Genomic DNA, 18,109 nt, shown 5'->3' on the forward strand with positions numbered 1-18,109 from the left:
TTTATTCGTCAGTAACACAGCCTTCTGATGCGTCTTTAACCAGTTTGGCATATTTGTACAATACGCCTCGGTTAACACTTAAAGGCAGTTTTACCCAGTTTTCTTTTCGTATTGCTAATTCAGATTCGCTCACTTGAAGCGTTAAGGTGTTGTTGACGGCATCAATTTCAATTAGATCGCCGTCTTGGACTATAGCAATAGTTCCGCCTTCAAATGCTTCCGGTGTTATGTGTCCGACGACAAATCCGTGAGTTCCGCCGCTAAATCTTCCGTCTGTAATAAGTGCTACACTTTTTCCTAATCCGGCGCCAATGATAGCGGAAGTTGGTTTCAGCATTTCAGGCATTCCGGGTCCGCCTTTCGGTCCCACATATCGGATAACCACAACATCTCCTTTTTCTATTTTTTTATCGGCTATGCCTTTTATCAGTTCTTTTTCGCCATTGAAAACTTTTGCAGGACCTTTGAAGAATTCGCCTTCTTTTCCGGTTATTTTGGCAACTGAGCCTTTTTCTGCCAAATTACCATAGAGCATTTGTAAATGTCCGTTTGTCTTAATCGGATTCTCTAAAGGACGAATGATGTTTTGTGCTTCAAAATCAATGTCTTCTATTGCTGCTAAATTCTCGGCTAATGTTTTTCCGGTCACTGTTAAACAATTTCCGTGTAACATTCCTTTGGATAACAAATACTTTAAAACCATGGGAACACCACCTTTTTCATGAAGATTTTGCATTAAGTAATTTCCGCCCGGTTTAAAATCGGCAATTAACGGTGTCTTATCGCTAATGCATTGGAAATCTTCTAAGGTTATTTTGATGTCCACACTTTTTGCCATAGCAATGACATGTAACACTGCATTTGTACTTCCGCCTAAGGCAATTAAAGTTGTAATGGCATTTTCAAAGGCTTCAAAAGTCATGATGTCTTTCGGACAAATATCTTTTTCCAAAAGAATTTTCATGTAATTAGCCGCTTGTTTGCATTCTTCTATTTTTTCGTGACTTACCGCCGGGTTGCTGCTAGAGTAGGGAAGGCTCATTCCTAAGGCTTCGATAGCAATCGCCATAGTGTTTGCGGTGTACATTCCGCCACAAGCACCTGCACCCGGACAAGCATTTTTGATGATACCTTTGTATTCTTCTTCGGTTATTTTACCTGCTATTTTTTCGCCTAAAGCTTCAAAAGCAGAAACAATGTTTAAATCTTTTCCGTGGTATTTTCCCGGAGCAATAGTTCCGCCATAAACCATGATTGAAGGTCGGTTTAAACGTCCCATGGCAATTATGCTTCCCGGCATGTTTTTGTCACAACCCGGAATAGCAATAACTCCATCGTAATAATGTCCGTCTACTACACTTTCAATGCTGTCAGCAATAATTTCTCTACTGACTAATGAATAACGCATACCATCTGTTCCGTTGGTAATTCCGTCACTGATCCCTATGGTGTTAAAAATAAGCCCCACCATTTCGGCTTCATTTACTTCTTGTTTGATGTAAGTAGCCAAATGATTTAAGTGCATGTTGCAAGTATTTCCGTCATATCCCATAGAAGCAATACCGACAAAAGGTAAATTCAGTTGCTCTTCAGTTAATCCGATACCATAAAGCATTGCTTGTGCGGCAGGTTGTGTAGGGTCTTGAGTTACTATTCTGCTGTGTTTATTTAAAGCCATTAGGATTGTGTTTGAAGTAATGGTTTTTCCAATACTAAATTCTTATATATTAATTGTAATTTTTTACCTAAAGAGTTTTCCCATTTTACAGGAAAATCTTTGCCGTCCAAAGAAGAAACTCCGATGACTTCGGCAGCTGTTCCGCATAAAAAGGCACTGTCAGCATTTTGTAGTTCTTCTGGTTTGTACAACCCTTCTTCAACCGGAATGTTTAATTCTTTACAGAGTTCAATTACTGTAGCGCGAGTAATTCCCGGGAGAATGTTGCCTCTTTGCGGGGTATATAATTTGCCGTTTTTTTCAAAGAAAAGATTAGAACCTGGTCCTTCTGCTAAATACCCTTCAGAATCTAAAAGTAAAGCTTCGTCAAAACCTTTGTCTTTAGCTTCCACTGACGCTAAAATCGAGTTGACGTAGTGTCCGCAAACTTTAGCTTCTACTTTAGTAGAGCGGGGATGAGGTCGGCAATACGATGAGATGCTAAGATTCAATAATTTTTCACCTAAGTAAGCTCCCCATTCCCAAGCGCAGATCATAATAGAAACCCTATTTGGACGGCCAATTCCCATATTAGGGCTGCAAAAAACCAAAGGACGTATGTAAGCATCTTTAAGATTGTTGCGCTTTAGAACTTCATACGTTTTTTGAATGAGTTCTTCATTATCGTATGTATAAGGAATGTGAATTTGCTTACATGAATTTTTTAGGCGCTCAAAGTGCTCTTCTGCCTTGAAAATTTTAGTGCCGTTTTCGGTTTTGTAAGCTCTTATGCCTTCAAAGACCCCATAGCCATAGTGCATGGTTTGGGTGTATAAATTAGTAGTGGCCTCTACAGCTTTTGTAAAGAGCCCATCATAAAACAAAATGGTTTTGTCATCGAAATACATACATTATCTTTTAGTTTGTTTCAAAAAAAAACCTTCCGGTTTAGCGGAAGGTTTGATTAACTTTTATTGATAAGAAAACTAAATAACCATCCGCTGTAATTGAGGAATCACAATAATAATGACAGCGATAATGACAATTAAGTTTCTCATTTATTTTCTAAAATCTTTGAAACAAATGTAAAGAATGTTTTTTTACGATGAATTAAATATGTGTTTTTTTATAAAGAAATGCGAAATAGTTAAAAAACAATATTTTTTATTTTACTTTTCTTAAAATCAAATCTTTAAAAATGAGAATTATTTTGTTTGAGGAGGGTATTGCGCTAATATTTTTGACACAAATTCCTTAATCCGTTCGTCTTTTTTCTCAACATTTTTGGTTAAATAACCTGTTCCTTCTCCTTGCCAAACTAATTCTTTGGTTTTAGCATCAATGATGTCTATAAACAAAGTACCTTCCGGTGTTGTGGATACGGTAGAATAGTTAGCTCCCCACCAAGGGTTCCATCCCCAGCCTACGCCATAATTCTGATAAACATCTACACGCTCTCTCTCTTTTGTAAAAATACTTATTAAAACGTCAGGCTGGTCAGATTTCGTAAAACCTTTGGCAGCCATAACATCGTCAATGGCATAAAGGATTCTTTTTTTGTCCAGATCAGAGATCTCGGCTTGGTCTACTCCGCTTTTTAAATAAGCATACGTTTTGTACGAATCAAAGTTTGCTTTTTTGTCGTAATCAGCATTTACTCTAACGGAACTACAAGAAGCTAGAGTAGCGATAAATAGAATGGTTAATACTTTAATTGTTTTCATAATTCATAACGTTTTTTATTTTGATAGTGTTGCGATTGTAATTTATAATTGGCTTATAATCGCAACTATAAATTTACAAAATAGTTTCGTCAACTGTATTAGGGATGGTAACTTTTAACAAAGGTTGCGCTTCCATTGCTCTTTTTATAGCAAAAACAGCTCCTTCATTTCGTGCCCAACTTCTTCTGGCAATACCATTGTTTACATCCCAGAAAAGCATTGATTGTAAGCGTTTTGATGCTTCTGTAGAACCATCAAGAAGCATGCCAAATCCACCGTTGATTACTTCTCCCCAGCCTACACCACCGCCATTATGAATAGAAACCCAGGTAGCACCGCGGAAACTATCGCCTATAACATTGTGGATAGCCATATCTGCAGTGAAGCGAGAACCATCATAAATATTTGAAGTTTCACGATAAGGAGAATCAGTTCCTGATACATCATGGTGGTCGCGGCCTAAAACTATGGGACCTATTTCGCCTTTAGCAATGGCTTGATTAAAAGCTTCCGCAATTTTAATTCGCCCTTCTGCATCTGCATATAAGATACGTGCCTGCGAACCTACAACCAATTTGTTTTGTTGGGCGCCTTTGATCCACTGGATATTATCGGCCATTTGCTGCTGAATTTCTTCCGGTGAATTTTTCTTCATTTCTTCTAAAACGGCACAGGCAATAGCATCCGTTTTTTGTAAATCCTCCGGATTATTTGAAGTACAAACCCAACGGAATGGACCAAAGCCATAATCGAAACACATGGGACCCATAATATCTTGGACGTAACTCGGATATTTGAATTCTCTGCCTAATGAAGGATTCGGATTCATGACATCAGCTCCGGCACGAGAAGCTTCTAATAAAAAGGCATTTCCGTAATCGAAGAAATACGTTCCTTTTGCGGTATGTTTATTGATAGCCGCTGCTTGACGACGTAGTGATTTTTGTACTTCTTCTTTGAATTGAGCAGGGTTTTCAGCCATCATTTTATTGGCTTCTTCAAACGAAAGACTTACCGGGTAGTAACCACCAGCCCAAGGATTATGCAGAGAGGTCTGGTCTGAACCCAGATCGATATGAAGGTTATCTTGGTCAAAACGTTCCCAAACATCAACAATATTACCTAAATAAGCGATGGAAACGACTTCTTTATTGGCTAAAGCTTGACGGGTACGGGTTACTAATTGATCTAAATCTTCAATAATTTCATGGATCCAACCTTGTTCGTGACGAATTTTAGTGATTTTAGGATTTACTTCAGCGCACACTGTTACACAACCTGCAATTGTTCCGGCTTTGGGTTGAGCACCACTCATTCCTCCTAAACCGGACGTTACAAATAGGCTTCCGCTTGGAGTTTTCTTAATTTTTCTGAATCCGTTTAGAACTGTAATGGTAGTTCCGTGTACAATTCCTTGCGGACCAATGTACATATAACTTCCGGCAGTCATTTGTCCGTATTGCGTTACGCCAAGAGCATTGAATTTTTCCCAATCGTCCGGTTTAGAGTAATTAGGAATCATCATACCATTGGTAACCACAACTCTTGGAGCTTCTTTATGAGAAGGAAACAAGCCCATAGGGTGACCGGAATACATGACTAAAGTTTGTTCATCAGTCATTTCGGCCAAGTATTTCATAGTAAGGCGATATTGTGCCCAGTTTTGAAATACAGCTCCGTTACCACCATACGTGATAAGTTCGTGGGGATGTTGGGCTACAGCATAATCCAAATTGTTTTGGATCATTAACATAATGGCTTTAGCTTGTGTACATTTTCCCGGATATTCATTAATGTTGCGTGCTTTCATCTCATAATCGGGACGAAGACGGTACATATAAATACGACCGTATTTTTCTAATTCTTCTTTGAATTCAGGAATTAGTGTAGCGTGATGTTGAGGTTCAAAATAGCGTAAAGCATTTTTTAAAGCTAGTTTTTTTTCTTCTTCGTTTAGGATTTCTTTACGTTTAGGTGCGTGGTTGATTTGGGTTTCGTATACTTTAGGCTGTGGTAAGACAGAAGGAATGCCTTCCAGTATTTGTTCTTGAAATGTCATTTAGTTTTAGTTTTAGCTAAGCTGTTCAGACTTAGGAGTGTGTTATTTGGTTTTGATCTGTTTTGTGAAAGGTGCGGAAGTAAGCTATTTTTTAACAATAGCTTTCCTGATCCCGAAATCAGAAATAAGGGTACTTCCAAGAAACTATGGATAACGGATATCTGCCCGGTGATAGACCTGATAAATAGTTATTTTGTATGTATGTAGTTGAAAATTCATTACTTTTTTTTGAAGGTTCCTGTTTTTTTATCAAAGCCATAAGGACAATGACGGCAGCCGCTTTTGCAACAGTAGCCTCTTTTAAGGTGGTATTTTTCGGTAAAACATTTATAGCCTTCCGGAGTATAATAGAAATCTTCGCCTTCTTTTAAAGTATTTGGGTCGATTCTTGTATTCATAAGTACAAATTTAGCAACTTTGCGGTTATGATTGTAATAGTGTTTCGATATTTGTTACCAAAAGGTTTTAGAGGAATCACACTTTATCCGTTTGTATTTTTAGCAAATGAGAAGGATAGTAGTAATGAGGTCTTATTGAATCATGAAAAAATTCACATCAGGCAGCAGTTGGAAATGGCAGTTGTGTTCTTCTTTATTTGGTATGGAATTGAGTATTTGATTTTATTATTAAAATATAAGGATAGGTTTTTAGCCTATAGGAATATCTCTTTCGAAAGAGAGGCTTATAAAAATGAAAAAGACCTCGACTATTTACAGCAGAGGTCTTTTTGGAATTTTTATAAATATTTGTGAGCTAACATTTTTAGAAGATCACTTTTTTATGAATAGTTATTCCGCTTTCAAGTGTGATTTGAAGTAGGAGAGTGGTATTGTTCTTTTGCAGAGAATTAAAAATAACTTCGTTATTCTCTACATTTGATTTAGAAGCAATGTGTCTTCCCAGAACATCAAATACCTGAACAGACCTTATTCTTTCAATACTTGATTTAACAGTTAATTCATTTTCAGTAACAGCCCAGACATTATTTTCAATTTCATTGATGTCTTCTGTACTTAATGAGTTGATGGTGTATCTTAGTACAAATCTGTTATTAAAGATACCGGATGTAGTACTAAAAGTATATGGCATGCTTCTCAGGTCATGAATTACATTTGTTGTCAGATCTTCAAGATAGATATCTTGTGGTGTATCTCCGAACAATCCGTCTAAAGCACCTATTCCGATTGAGTAAATTCCATCCTGAGGGACATTTATTCCTAATGGAACCTGATCATTTACATTAAAAGGGGTTTGCCTACCTTGAATGGTCATTTCCTGATTGTTAACCAAAGAGAATAAATTCAGGTTTAGCTTTTTGTCTGTAATAGCATCGTATAATCGGTCTTCATCATTTGTGGCACCATCAATATATCCTACAAGTGCTCTTACTGAAGTGTTGTCAGGAGCAATTAAGTCTAACCAAATTCTATGTCTGTCAATATTTGATCCGGAAGAAGCATTTTTGAAAAACTCTCCGTTATCATATAAATTACTTCTCATAGAATTATTGAATGAAACATTTTGTGATGTTGCTCCGGCATGATTCATTAGTACAAAGAAACCTTGTCCGGCTGCAATGCTACCGTTAAATACTCCGGGGCCTGATGATGTTCCGGTTGCATTATATGTTAAGTAATCGCCCGGTGTATAATTGTATACAAAACTATCGTAAAACGGATCTACTATTGCAGATGACGGTAAAGTACCATGTGTCCATAATTTTACAAAACCGGCTATATTCGTATTTGTTGTTAAGAAATTAATAGCGTTGATCGCAGAAGGATATGGGTTTCCTACTAAGTTCCAGTTGTCATCGTCTTTAGTAGCTAATGTACAAGTAGCACAAGTAGTGTAATCGGCACCATCATAAGTGCCTCTAACGATTGGAGTTGAAATGTTTCCGTTATTTGGTGTACCTGCAAAAGTAGCTGTAAAGTTTTGTAAAGCCGTAGTATAGTTGTCAGGCCCCCTAACAATATATCCTTTTCCTATTGTCATGTTCTCAATACCTCCCGACCAATTTCCATAACCGTTTAAATTACTTGCTATAGTAGGAGTCCATTTGTAAATAGCACCGGTAGTATTAGGGGAGATATTTCCGGAAGAGAATGATGTTACAGGTGAAGACCAGTAAACATAATCTAATTTACGGATATTAGTATCTCTATCCATGTGCATAGCTCCTGAACCAGAGTTACTTATGTTGTTGATTTGAACTAAACTTCCGGCATTGTCTAAAATCAAGTCTCCGGTAGTGCTGATGTTTACCCAATCTGTTATAGTAACTGCATTATCAGTATTCACGGTTAATGAAGCATCATTCTGAATGCTTAGGTTTAAGCCCACACCATTGTATCCGGTACCTGATATAACAGGGTCTGTTGTTGTATCTGGAATTACAACACAGTCAAGTGCTGTAGGTTTACCAGCAGGTGTCCAGTTATTGTCGTTATCCCAATCATTATTTATAGAACCGTTCCAAACTTTTGCACCGTTAACGGTAACTGTAGTTTCGTCTGTTTCTGTTAAAACTGTTCCATCACATAAAGTATAGGTAATAGCTGCTGTATAAGTAGTGGTAGCACTTGGACAAACATTAATAACATCAGTAGTTCCTATTATCGGACCGGAAGTACCAGCTCCTTCATACCAAGTTAATGAGGTGATTGAAGTTCCGGACGGAACAAAACGCCAAGCTTCATTCGTAGCCTCCCAATTGGTGTCTAATCCGTTTCTACCCGGTGCTACTGTAGCTAAAGTTGCGTCTGCATTTTGTATACCTACAATAGCATTACCGTTGTTCCATGGACTCACATTATTATTGTCAATATGTTTTTCTTTTATATAAACTTCAATAACATTCGTATTTTCATATAAAACCATCATTCCGGTATATAGAATACTGTTGTCAGAGAACATAGGTACATCACTCCATCCAACTACCAATGCTCTACATCCGGTATTTAACGTGATCAGTTCCCAACCTACTTCCCCTCCTTCGCTCGGATCTATATCGTGGTAAACACCGTAAATCGTATTTGCAAAAAGAGCTCCGGTAGTACTTGGTAGATCATCATCAAAGGAATATCCAGAACCAGAGTCAGCTACAGATATGTCAAAGGTCAATAACCCGTTTGAACCGATTGAGCATTGGTTGTAAGTATTACCATAGAAACAAAAATCAAATGGCAAAGTTACGATCGGAGACCATCGGTCATCAATATTAACACTCACAGGGTTCTTTAAACAACTGAACTGATACGGCGGGTTATAAGTTATAGATTCAACAGTATAGCTTGAAGTGTCCCCTAAATCTAAGTAATTAGCTTCTAAGTCAACACATGTTGATGCATCTGTACAGAAGAAAGGTGCAGGATCGGCACCATTTAAGCTTAGACCTCCGGAAAGTACTGACGGACAACCTAAGTCTGTTGTTCCTGTACTGTCTCCGATGGCGCAGGTAGGCATTGTAAATATAACGGGACCTACCCAAACTCCTTGACCGTCCGGTGCTCCGCAATTTGATCTTACCCATACATAATAAGTAGTTCCGGGAATTAAACCTGTAAAGTTAACAGAAGTAGTACCTGAAGTTACACTTCCTGTAGGGGTGCTGCCAGAGGTAGGTGTAGTATTAGACGTTGAAAAATAATATTGGTATCCGTTTGCCGGTACAGGAGTAGGTTCTGTCCAGCTTACAGTTGCTTCTGTTTGTGAAACTAAGAATACGGAGAGTGATTCCGGATTTTCTCCGCAGGGAAGCGGAGGTAAAATTGTAAAGGTATAATCTTCTGCTTCTCCATAGCTGATACTGCCACAAGCATCCGGATTTGAAGAAGAATAATTGGAACGAATTCTCATTCTGTGATCGCCGGTAGCGGCACCAGCCGGAACATTAAAGGAACCGGAGAATGTAGTGCCGTAAGCATTACTGGTATACATTCTTTCAGTAGCATCAAAAACCATGTCGTCATTCCAGTCTACCCAAATAGCAAAACCGGAAGAGCTGTTTAGTATTACATTGAAATTAACAGATCCGCCATTATACTGGCTTACAATTTGACCTGTAAAATCTCCGTAACCACTTGTTGAAAAACCAGAGCTTGTATTAGATATATTACTTACGCCACTTGTTGTTGTAAAATCTGTTATATAATCAGAGGTATAGGATGAATTAGCTGTACAATATCCTGTATAAAAAGAATCAACAGCCCATGGGCTATAGTCACCGCCACCACAGTTTGTTCTTACAAAAACATAATAAGTTGTGTTAGAAATTAATCCGGTGAAGCTGGTTGAAGTACTTGCTGTAGCGGTTCCCGAAGCAGGAGGGGTATTTGTTGTTGATATATAATACTCATATCCTACAGGAGTGGAACCTAATGTAGGATCTATCCAGGAAGCTGTTCCGGTAGTAGTTGAGGTAGCATCAGCAGTCAATGTTGGCGGATAGCATGAAATAGTTCCGACGATTACTGCATAGTCTTCATATTCTCCGTAAGAGGCAGGACCACAAGACGTGATGCTTCCTGACCAACTGTTAGCAACTCTCATTCTGAAAGTGCCGTTTGTTTGTGCTACGGGGATGTTTATTGTTCCTGTATAATTTGATGCGTAAGAAGTGGTGGCAACTAAAGTTTCTCCGGCATCATCAAAATCAGCGTCGTTGTTCCAGTCAATCCAAACATAGTAGTAATTAGTTCCTGTTGAGGGCGTAATTGATATGTCGAAACTTCCGCCCGGAATCTGGGAAACAGAAATCGTCGGATAATTATCGGTATAACCACCTGTTCCGGCACCTGAAGTGTTGTTGAAATTTGTCAGACCATTAGTCGTCGTAACATTAGTTAAATAATAACTTGTGGAACCACTAGGCGTACAAGGTGTTAACTCTGAGGTAAAAGTTGCTGTAGATGATGTAGCACTGTTACCCGAATTTGTACAGGTAACGATTAGTTGCCATTCAACTACTGTTCCTAAAGCCGGAGCTGTTTGTGCTGCCGGGTCTGAATATGTTGTAGAAGCACTACCCACATTTGTCCATCCCCCGCTATTTGTATTAGATTGCCATTGATAAGTTAGTCCTGCTCCGATAGTGTATCCTGTTGCAGAAACATTGTAAGTAGATCCGGGATTTCCGGTAGCAGGTGAAACAGTTACACTACCTCCTGTAGGAGTTCCTGAACAAGGAGTAAGAGGAGCAACTTGTATTGTGTAATCTTCTGCTTCTGTGTAAGTGGTGGAACCACATGCAGAAGGGTCGGTTGATAAATAATTCGTAGCCACACGCATTCGGTAATTCCCAGAAGTTGTAGCTCCCGGAATTGTAATGGTTCCTGAGGCACTACTAACATAACTGCCGCTGGCATATACTTTTTCTCCGGTATCAGCGAAATCTCCATCATTATTCCAGTCCACAAAAATATTGATTCCGTGTGTACCTGAATCCATAGTTACACTAAAATTGAAGCTTAGCCCAGCCGTTTGAGTAACTATTTGAGAACTATAATCTCCATAGCCATTAGTTGAGTAGGTAGTAGAGTTGTTTATATTGGTAGAGCCTCCTGTTGTTGTGAAATTACTTATCCAATAACTACTACTGGACGATGTAAAAGTACAGTAGCTAACACTAGGCGTTGAATCATATACACAAACATTTCCTGACCATGAATTAGTTCCTGTATTTGTTCTGTTGATTCTAACGTAATAAGTGGTGTTAGGAGAAACAGTCGGGGTAAGTGTTATGGCTGTATTTCCACTGGCATTATCACAATCCACTAAAGTAAAGCCAGAACAGTTGCCACTATAAATAGAGGCTGACCATGGTCTGTTTGTGGTAGCTTCGAGAGTAATAGAGGTAGTGGAAGCTCCTGTGGTAAAGGTATACCAGCCGTCCTTATTAGCCGTAACGCTATTACAAAGGATAGGATTTGCTGCGCCTGTTTCCAAAGTGTTGCTTGTAAATGTAAATGATGCTGTGGAACAAGATGTTCCTAAAGTAAGAGGAGTTGCATTTGAGCAATTATCATTTGCACTTTGTGAAAAAACAGATGAAAAAAATAAAAGTAAGAAAAAAGATATTAAATATTTGTTAATGCAGTGTTTTAACAAAAAGGAATCTTTTGGGGATTTTATCCCTAATAGGTTCTTTTTCATGGTTTTGATAAGATAAAGAGGTTAGTTGAATTTTTTACAAATGTATTTTTTTTTGTTTAAAAACAAACAAAATATTAATAAAATGTTATTTATTTTTTAAATTTTTAATTGTTTTTTTGATTTAATTTTAATTTTTAGTTAAATTATCTGTTGTTGTTGTAATTTTAGATAAAAAATTTAGTAGGAAATTAAGTGTTTCATTTTTTTAAAGAATAAAAGGCGTTTTTTGGTAATAATTTTATGTATTATAATATATTAATTGTATTTTTGTCAATACGTAATCTATACTTTAATTATGAGAAAAACTCTACTATCTTTAATGTTTATGGTAGGGCTTGGAAGCCAAGCTCAGTTGTATGTGGGAACTGGCGGTTATGTATATTCTAACGATCAGTATATATTTGTGACCAGCCAGGTTGAGCTTAATTCCGGAGGGAATATTTTTTTAAGAAACCAGTCTCAATTACTACAAGGGACTACTGGTGTAGGACAAAATACAGGTTTGGGAACATTATCTGTTTTTCAAGAAGGTACAAGCGATAATTTTAAGTATAATTATTGGTGTTCACCTGTTGGGAATCCTAGTGCTACGATTGGAAATTCAAATTTCGGAATTTCTTTATTGAATAGCCCGACAGGGCTTACAAGCAGCACTCCGGTTACGGTTCTCCCTTACGGGAATTATAATGGGCAAGCGACTCCTTTGTCAATTGCTCAAAGATGGATTTATAAATTCAGTACTTCAAATCAGTATGCTCAATGGGTGTTTGTAGGTACAGCGACTAATGTTCAACCGGGATTAGGTTTTACAATGAAAGGAACTTCAGGTACAGATACTTTTATAGCAGATACTAATGAAGGTGTTGAAAATAATGCAGGAAATGCTCAGCGTTATGATTTCAGAGGTAAACCCAATGACGGAAATATAGCAAATGCCGTTTCTACTAATAATTTTACCTTAGTAGGTAATCCTTATCCAAGTGCTATTGACTTGAATATGTTTTTGTTAGATCCTGCTAATTCAGCTGTGATTAATGGTCAGGCTTATTTTTGGGAACAAACGTCAACGACACACTTTATTACGGATTATGACGGAGGTTATGGTATATATACACCGGGAACAGGAGTTTATACTCCGGCTGTATTCTGGAATTATGATCAGGCAGGTGGACAAGAAACGAATTTGGGTTCATCAGGTTCTGTCTATGAGAGAAGGTTTGCTCCTATAGGTCAGGGCTTTATGGTATTAGGAACGGCTAACGGATCGATAGTCATGAAGAATCAATATAGAGTTTTCGTGAAAGAGAGTGTTGCCAATCAATCGGAATTTGAAAGAATGGCAATATCAAGAGCGACAGTATCAAATGATGAATATTTTCAGGAAATTCCTAACGTAGCCGGAACAGATTACACACAGATAAGAAAAGGAACATCTCCTTATTTAAGAATCAATGCTGTTTATAATGATGAGGCAGTTCGTCCTACAACAATTGCTTTTGATGATTTGGCAACTCAGGCTTATGATTATGGTTATGACGGACGCTCAGCTACAGATGCAGCTCCTATCAGTTTTTACTATGTAGTAGACGGAATGTCTTATGAATATGCGTCTACGGCTTTTAAATTCGGAATAAATGAGAAAGTTCCTGTAGGTTTCCGTTGTAATGAAACAACTACGTTTAAAGTTTTGGTTCAAGGAGCTTATTCTGGTTTTGACGATTCTCAAATGGTATATATGCATGATAAACAAACAGGAATCTATCATGATATAAAAAATAATTCTTTTGAAGTAACATTACCGGCAGGTGATAACAGAACTCGTTTTGAAATAACATTTAAAAATATTGATAAAGACATATCTGAAGAAGATATCTTTTCTTCTGAGTCATTTGATGTATATCAAAATAACGAAGGGAATATGTTAACCGTTTTAAACGCAATACATAAAGATATCGTTAAAGTAGATTTATATGATGTAACCGGTAAGTTAGTTCTTTCTAAAGAGAATTTAGGGAAAAGTGAAAAGATTGAGATACCGACTTCAAATCTAAGTGATGGAGTTTACATTGTGAAGTTGGCTACAATTGATGCAGTTGAAATAACTAAAAAAGTATCAATTTATAAATAATAAATTTTTTATCGTATATATAAAAACGCTTTCAGAATTCTGAAAGCGTTTTTTTGTTTTCATAAATATATTGATTCATTTTTGGTTTTGTATTTACATTATTGCTTGTGTAATTATGGTTTTGAAAGCTATGTATATTGGTGAGGAGATTAAAATGTATTTCAGTGGCTTTAGATATGATATTATAAAGTAGTGCGAAAAAGTGCAATTATAATAAAGTTTTTTTATCTTAAATTAAGTTTAAAAGAAGTGTTTCTAAAGGGTGTGTTTATAAGGGATTTGTATAACTTTATGGATGGAATAAAAATAAAAAGACGGACAAATGTCCGCCTTTTCTTTTGCACTTTTTTAATTATGATTAATAAATAACCTTTTTGTTAATAATAGTGCCGTCTGCTAAAACTGTTTTGACAAGGATCGTGTTATTCGTTTTTAATATTGAATGAATAGAGATACTTGTTTCAGAATATTTTCCTGTAAATAAAGTTTTGCCCAAAATATCATAGACTACAACGCTTTGAATATTTTCAGGTGCTTCAATTCGAAGGGTATTTTCTGTGGCGAATATTTTTACGTCGTTTTCTAAACTATTGAAAGTTTCAGTACTGAGAAGACTATTGGTAAATCGTAAGATAAATCGATTGTCAAAAGTACCTGAATTAGAACTAAAACTATAAGGAGAAACTTTTAAATCATGTATGATCCCTAAACTTAGATCTTCTAAGTAAATGTCTTGAGAGTTGAAGATTCCGTCTATATTACTAATTGCAATGGTGTAACTACCGTTTTGAGGAATTGTAATACCTAACGGAATGGTATCATCAAGATCGAAAGGTAGTGCCCTTCCCTGAATAGCTAATTTTTTAGTGTCGGCAATAGAATAGATCTCAAAATTAGTTTTAATATCCATTGCAGGAGCATCGAATTTCGGGTCAAAATTAGTAGCAGCTCCTGTAGCATATCCTACTAAAGCATCGCTTGATTGACCGGTAGGAGATATCATTTTAAGCCAAATTCTGTGTCTCTCATTGATTTGTGACTGGCTAGCTCTGTAAAATTGGTCATTTCTATTTACACTTGAGCGCATAGAGTTATTGAATATGGCTGTTTCATTAGTTGAAGCAGCATCATTCATCAGAACAAAGAAACCTTGTCCGGCACCTATGTAACCGTCAAAACCAGCCTGTGTGCCTCCTAATGAGTTGTAAGTCATATAATCTGCAACATCGTAGTTCAGTTGATAGCTTCCGTAAAATGGATTTGCAATAGGAGCAGGATCAACACCGTGTGTCCATATTTTAACGAACGGAGTTAAATGAGTACTGTTAGCGGTTAAAAAGGCGTCTGTTGAAATAGCTGAAGGATAGGGGTTTCCTAACAGGTTCCAGTTGTCATCATCTTGAGTAACGGGTGTTGTGGTTGGACCTGTGTATGGAGAACCGACATAGGTTCCTCTTTTGATAGGAACATTAATGTCACCATTGTTAGGAGTACCTGTAAAAGTAGCTGTAAAAGTTTGTGTTGATGTGGTGTAACCGTTCGGGCCTTTTACAATATAACCTTTACCGTTTGCCATAGTTTCATTTCCGTTAATCCAATTTCCGAAATTACCAGCATAAGTTCCTCCGTTATTGATTGTAGGGTTCCATTTCCAAATAAAACCGTTTGGAGTTGCCGGAGAAATATTGCCGGAAGAAAAATTTGCTACAGGTGTTGACCAGTAAACATAGCTCAGTAAGTTAATTTCGGCATTTCTTTTCATTGAAATAACACCATTGTTTGCAATATTATCGATCTGTATAAGGCTGGATGCATTTTCTAAATTAACGATACCTCCTGCGTCGACATCTACCCATTCTTTTACTGTGATGCTATTATTAGAAAGCGTATTCATATTTCCGGTGCTTTTGACTTTAAGGTTTTTTGCAAAAGCATCATATCCGTTACCGTCTACTACTACATTATCCGGGATAATAACACAATTATCAATGGTAGGAACACCAGAAGGAAGCCAATTGTCTGGATCACTCCAGTTAGTACTGTTTGATCCGTTCCATATCTTAGAATTGTTGGTCACAGTAATGTCATCAGTTGCATAACAGCCGTTTGATAAAATGGCACTTACTGTAAAGGTATATGAACTTTGTTCTAATTGAGCTAATGTAGGTTTTATAAAGACATTTACAGCCGGTGTTCCGCTAGTATAAGGTATGGTACAGGCAAAGTCCTGATAAGCATTGATAGGAAGAGCACTGGTCCAGTCAAAAGCCGTATTTAAAGGTTTGGTTCCGTATAATTCAATATTGTCAACAGCAACTCCGTCAGGTAACCATCCTGAACCGGCGTAGGAATGATGTCTAACTCGGATTTTTAAATTAGGTTGATTTATATAAGCTGACAAATCATAACTTAGGGTAACAAATCTGGTTCCGATTCCTACGTTAGAAGTAAAGTTGTCAATTTCAACAGGATATGTAGCTCCGCCGTCTGTTGATAATTCAATGGCAACATATTCGTTTGTCGGATTCGCCCCGCCTGTATAATATCTTGAATAGTATAATTTTAATTTAAGAGTCAAATCTAAGAAATCAGTTGAGTTTACGGAGTTAGATAGCGCTAAAGAGTTCTGAACGGTACTGGAAGGATAGTCGGGACTTGAAGCATCCGAAAGTGCCAGAGCAAATTTGTTTGTTCCGAATCCGGAAGAAATAGCCGGAAACCAAACATTAGTTGACGGAACATGAACACTGGTTCTGTTTTGGAATTTTGTTTTGTTGTCAGTAGCATTACCGTTAGAGTCATTATTGATATTAGTGAATACTCCTAAATTTCCGCTTTCAAAATCTTCATCGATAAGATGTACCGTTTCTGTATCACCGCTTGTCGTAAGCTCTAACACTTCGTTTTCACCACAGATCACAGGATTTGAAGGGGTGAAAGTTAATGTTGGAGTAGGGTTGACCAAAGCCATTATTTCCGTTCTTACTACTGATTCACAACTTCCGTTGTAAGCGGTTACCCAATATGTAGTAGTAGAGGTCAAGTTTGGTGTGTTCCAATTACCGGATGGAGTAGTGGCAAGTGGACTTCCTCCTGTTTCATTTGCATACCATCTGTATTCTGTTGTTCCGGAACTTCCGTTTGCATTAAGGCTTACAATTCCGGATCCACAAGTACTTCCGTTGGTAACATCAGTAATCGTGGCGGAGCAATTTTCAATTACCGTAAAAATATAATCTTCAGTTTCACCATAATTGTCATCACTAAACATTCCGCTACCGTATTCAAAATTATCGCATGACGAAAAATTAAAGCCAAAGGTCTCCGATCCGAGCCATGATGATCCGTTGTTTACCCTTATTCTCATTCTGTAATCTCCGGGTGTTTGAGAGGCCGGGATAACAAAACCAAAGGTTACACTTGACCCGGCAAATCCTTGAATGTCATAAACAAGTTCTCCGGAATCACTGAAATCTCCATCATTATTCCAGTCTACCCAAGCCTTCCAGGTTCCTCTAAGATGATCGTTTCCAGTACAGTTAGCCGTTATATTTACACCTTCTCCTTGTGCCTGAATGGCTAAAGGTGTTAAAGATGTAAAATCCTGATAACCGTCAGAATCATAAGTGGAAGTGTTTACCGGAGGGTCAGAAAGTGTTCCGATAAAAGCTAAATTGGTAATATATAAACCGGAAGGATTGTCAGATATAGGAATGCAATAGGAATTAACAGGCGTTGATCCTGATGTTGAACTACAATTAATATTTAAATTAAATCCGGAACATCTATTGCTGCCATCTGCATAAAAATGAACGGTTAGAGATCCGGTAGTGGATGTTATTGTAGGAATAGTTGTTGTGCTACAAGAAGTTCCGCTTCCTTGAGGTGAGCCTCCCCATAAAACAGTGCCTCCTGTTCCGTTTCCGTCATAGATGGTTAAATAATCATATCCGGCTTCAGCAGTTATGCTACCGGAAATCTGAATGTAATTACCGGCTACTGAAGGGGTAATAACGGTATAACCATTAGAATTATTTTGATAGTTTCCTGAGCCACCGCTATCTGTAATTGTTCCTGAACAAGTTGAAATAGTATTGTTACCGTTTCTTGGGACTTGATATTGTGAGTAGCTTTGAAAAGTGATGGTCAATAATAGCAGAAAATATAATTTCTTACCATTAAACAAGTAGATTTTTCCCATAAACATTAATTTAAGTAAGTGGCAAAATTATTCCAATGTTTCTTTATTGTAATATTTTATCGATAAAAAGTATATAAAATCGATGATTGATGTAATTCAATGGTTTGATTTTGTTGTTTGATAATCAGTAGTTTATAAAAACAAAAAAGGCTGTTCTTATGAACGGCCTTTTTAAATAACATTT

Annotated in this window: 9 protein-coding genes; 2 read left to right on the plus strand and 7 right to left on the minus strand. The window is 37.3% G+C overall.

The features are described 5' to 3' along the window. Position 1: 1 nt before the first annotated feature. From ilvD to NHF50_RS10420, 5 genes are all read right to left on the minus strand, one after another. Positions 2-1,678, minus strand: a complete 1,677-nt coding sequence (gene ilvD, locus NHF50_RS10400) for a dihydroxy-acid dehydratase (RefSeq protein WP_252776301.1) — start codon at positions 1,676-1,678, stop codon at positions 2-4. Next, on the minus strand, positions 1,678-2,565 hold the full coding sequence (locus tag NHF50_RS10405; protein ID WP_252776303.1) for a branched-chain amino acid transaminase: 888 nt from the start codon (positions 2,563-2,565) through the stop codon (positions 1,678-1,680). Before NHF50_RS10405 ends, ilvD begins: the two co-directional genes overlap by 1 nt. Positions 2,566-2,862: 297 nt before the next feature. After that, positions 2,863-3,381, minus strand: coding sequence for a DUF4136 domain-containing protein (locus NHF50_RS10410; protein WP_252776305.1), 519 nt, complete (start codon positions 3,379-3,381; stop codon positions 2,863-2,865). Between the two features lie 73 nt (positions 3,382-3,454). Continuing rightward, positions 3,455-5,440, minus strand: a complete 1,986-nt coding sequence (locus NHF50_RS10415; protein ID WP_252776307.1) for a urocanate hydratase — start codon at positions 5,438-5,440, stop codon at positions 3,455-3,457. A gap of 218 nt (positions 5,441-5,658) precedes the next feature. Next, positions 5,659-5,838, minus strand: coding sequence for a DUF5522 domain-containing protein (locus tag NHF50_RS10420; RefSeq protein ID WP_109569614.1), 180 nt, complete (start codon positions 5,836-5,838; stop codon positions 5,659-5,661). Between the two features lie 27 nt (positions 5,839-5,865). Here NHF50_RS10420 and NHF50_RS10425 point away from each other — a divergent pair, with 27 nt between their 5' ends. Continuing rightward, positions 5,866-6,192 carry a hypothetical protein gene (locus NHF50_RS10425; RefSeq protein WP_252776309.1) on the plus strand — a complete coding sequence of 109 codons (327 nt, stop codon included), beginning with the start codon at positions 5,866-5,868 and terminating at the stop codon, positions 6,190-6,192. Between the two features lie 10 nt (positions 6,193-6,202). Here NHF50_RS10425 and NHF50_RS10430 read toward each other — a convergent pair whose 3' ends face one another. Continuing rightward, the gene (locus NHF50_RS10430; protein WP_252776311.1) at positions 6,203-11,596 is read right to left on the minus strand and encodes a GEVED domain-containing protein; all 5,394 of its coding nucleotides are present in this window, start codon (positions 11,594-11,596) and stop codon (positions 6,203-6,205) included. 295 nt (positions 11,597-11,891) lie between these two features. Between NHF50_RS10430 and NHF50_RS10435 the strand changes: the two genes are divergently transcribed. Further along, entirely contained in the window at positions 11,892-13,724 is a 1,833-nt protein-coding gene (locus tag NHF50_RS10435; RefSeq protein ID WP_252776313.1) for a T9SS type A sorting domain-containing protein, read from the plus strand. Positions 13,725-14,082: 358 nt separating this feature from the next. On the opposite strand, the gene NHF50_RS10440 is transcribed toward NHF50_RS10435, so the two are convergent. Beyond that, positions 14,083-17,925, minus strand: coding sequence for a GEVED domain-containing protein (locus NHF50_RS10440; protein ID WP_252776315.1), 3,843 nt, complete (start codon positions 17,923-17,925; stop codon positions 14,083-14,085). Positions 17,926-18,109: the final 184 nt, after the last annotated feature.

Origin of the sequence: Flavobacterium sp. NRK F10 (assembly GCF_024054235.1) — a bacterium.
Classification (GTDB): domain Bacteria; phylum Bacteroidota; class Bacteroidia; order Flavobacteriales; family Flavobacteriaceae; genus Flavobacterium; species Flavobacterium sediminis.

Excerpts from the sequence above, each read along its gene's own strand:
- NHF50_RS10405 (WP_252776303.1), bottom strand. The coding sequence starts at position 2,565 with ATGTATTTCGATGACAAAACCATTTTGTTTTATGATGGGCTCTTTACA.
- NHF50_RS10435 (WP_252776313.1), top strand. The coding sequence starts at position 11,892 with ATGAGAAAAACTCTACTATCTTTAATGTTTATGGTAGGGCTTGGAAGC.
- ilvD (WP_252776301.1), bottom strand. The coding sequence starts at position 1,678 with ATGGCTTTAAATAAACACAGCAGAATAGTAACTCAAGACCCTACACAA.
- NHF50_RS10415 (WP_252776307.1), bottom strand. The coding sequence starts at position 5,440 with ATGACATTTCAAGAACAAATACTGGAAGGCATTCCTTCTGTCTTACCA.
- NHF50_RS10420 (WP_109569614.1), bottom strand. The coding sequence starts at position 5,838 with ATGAATACAAGAATCGACCCAAATACTTTAAAAGAAGGCGAAGATTTC.
- NHF50_RS10410 (WP_252776305.1), bottom strand. The coding sequence starts at position 3,381 with ATGAAAACAATTAAAGTATTAACCATTCTATTTATCGCTACTCTAGCT.
- NHF50_RS10430 (WP_252776311.1), bottom strand. The coding sequence starts at position 11,596 with ATGAAAAAGAACCTATTAGGGATAAAATCCCCAAAAGATTCCTTTTTG.
- NHF50_RS10425 (WP_252776309.1), top strand. The coding sequence starts at position 5,866 with ATGATTGTAATAGTGTTTCGATATTTGTTACCAAAAGGTTTTAGAGGA.
- NHF50_RS10440 (WP_252776315.1), bottom strand. The coding sequence starts at position 17,925 with ATGGGAAAAATCTACTTGTTTAATGGTAAGAAATTATATTTTCTGCTA.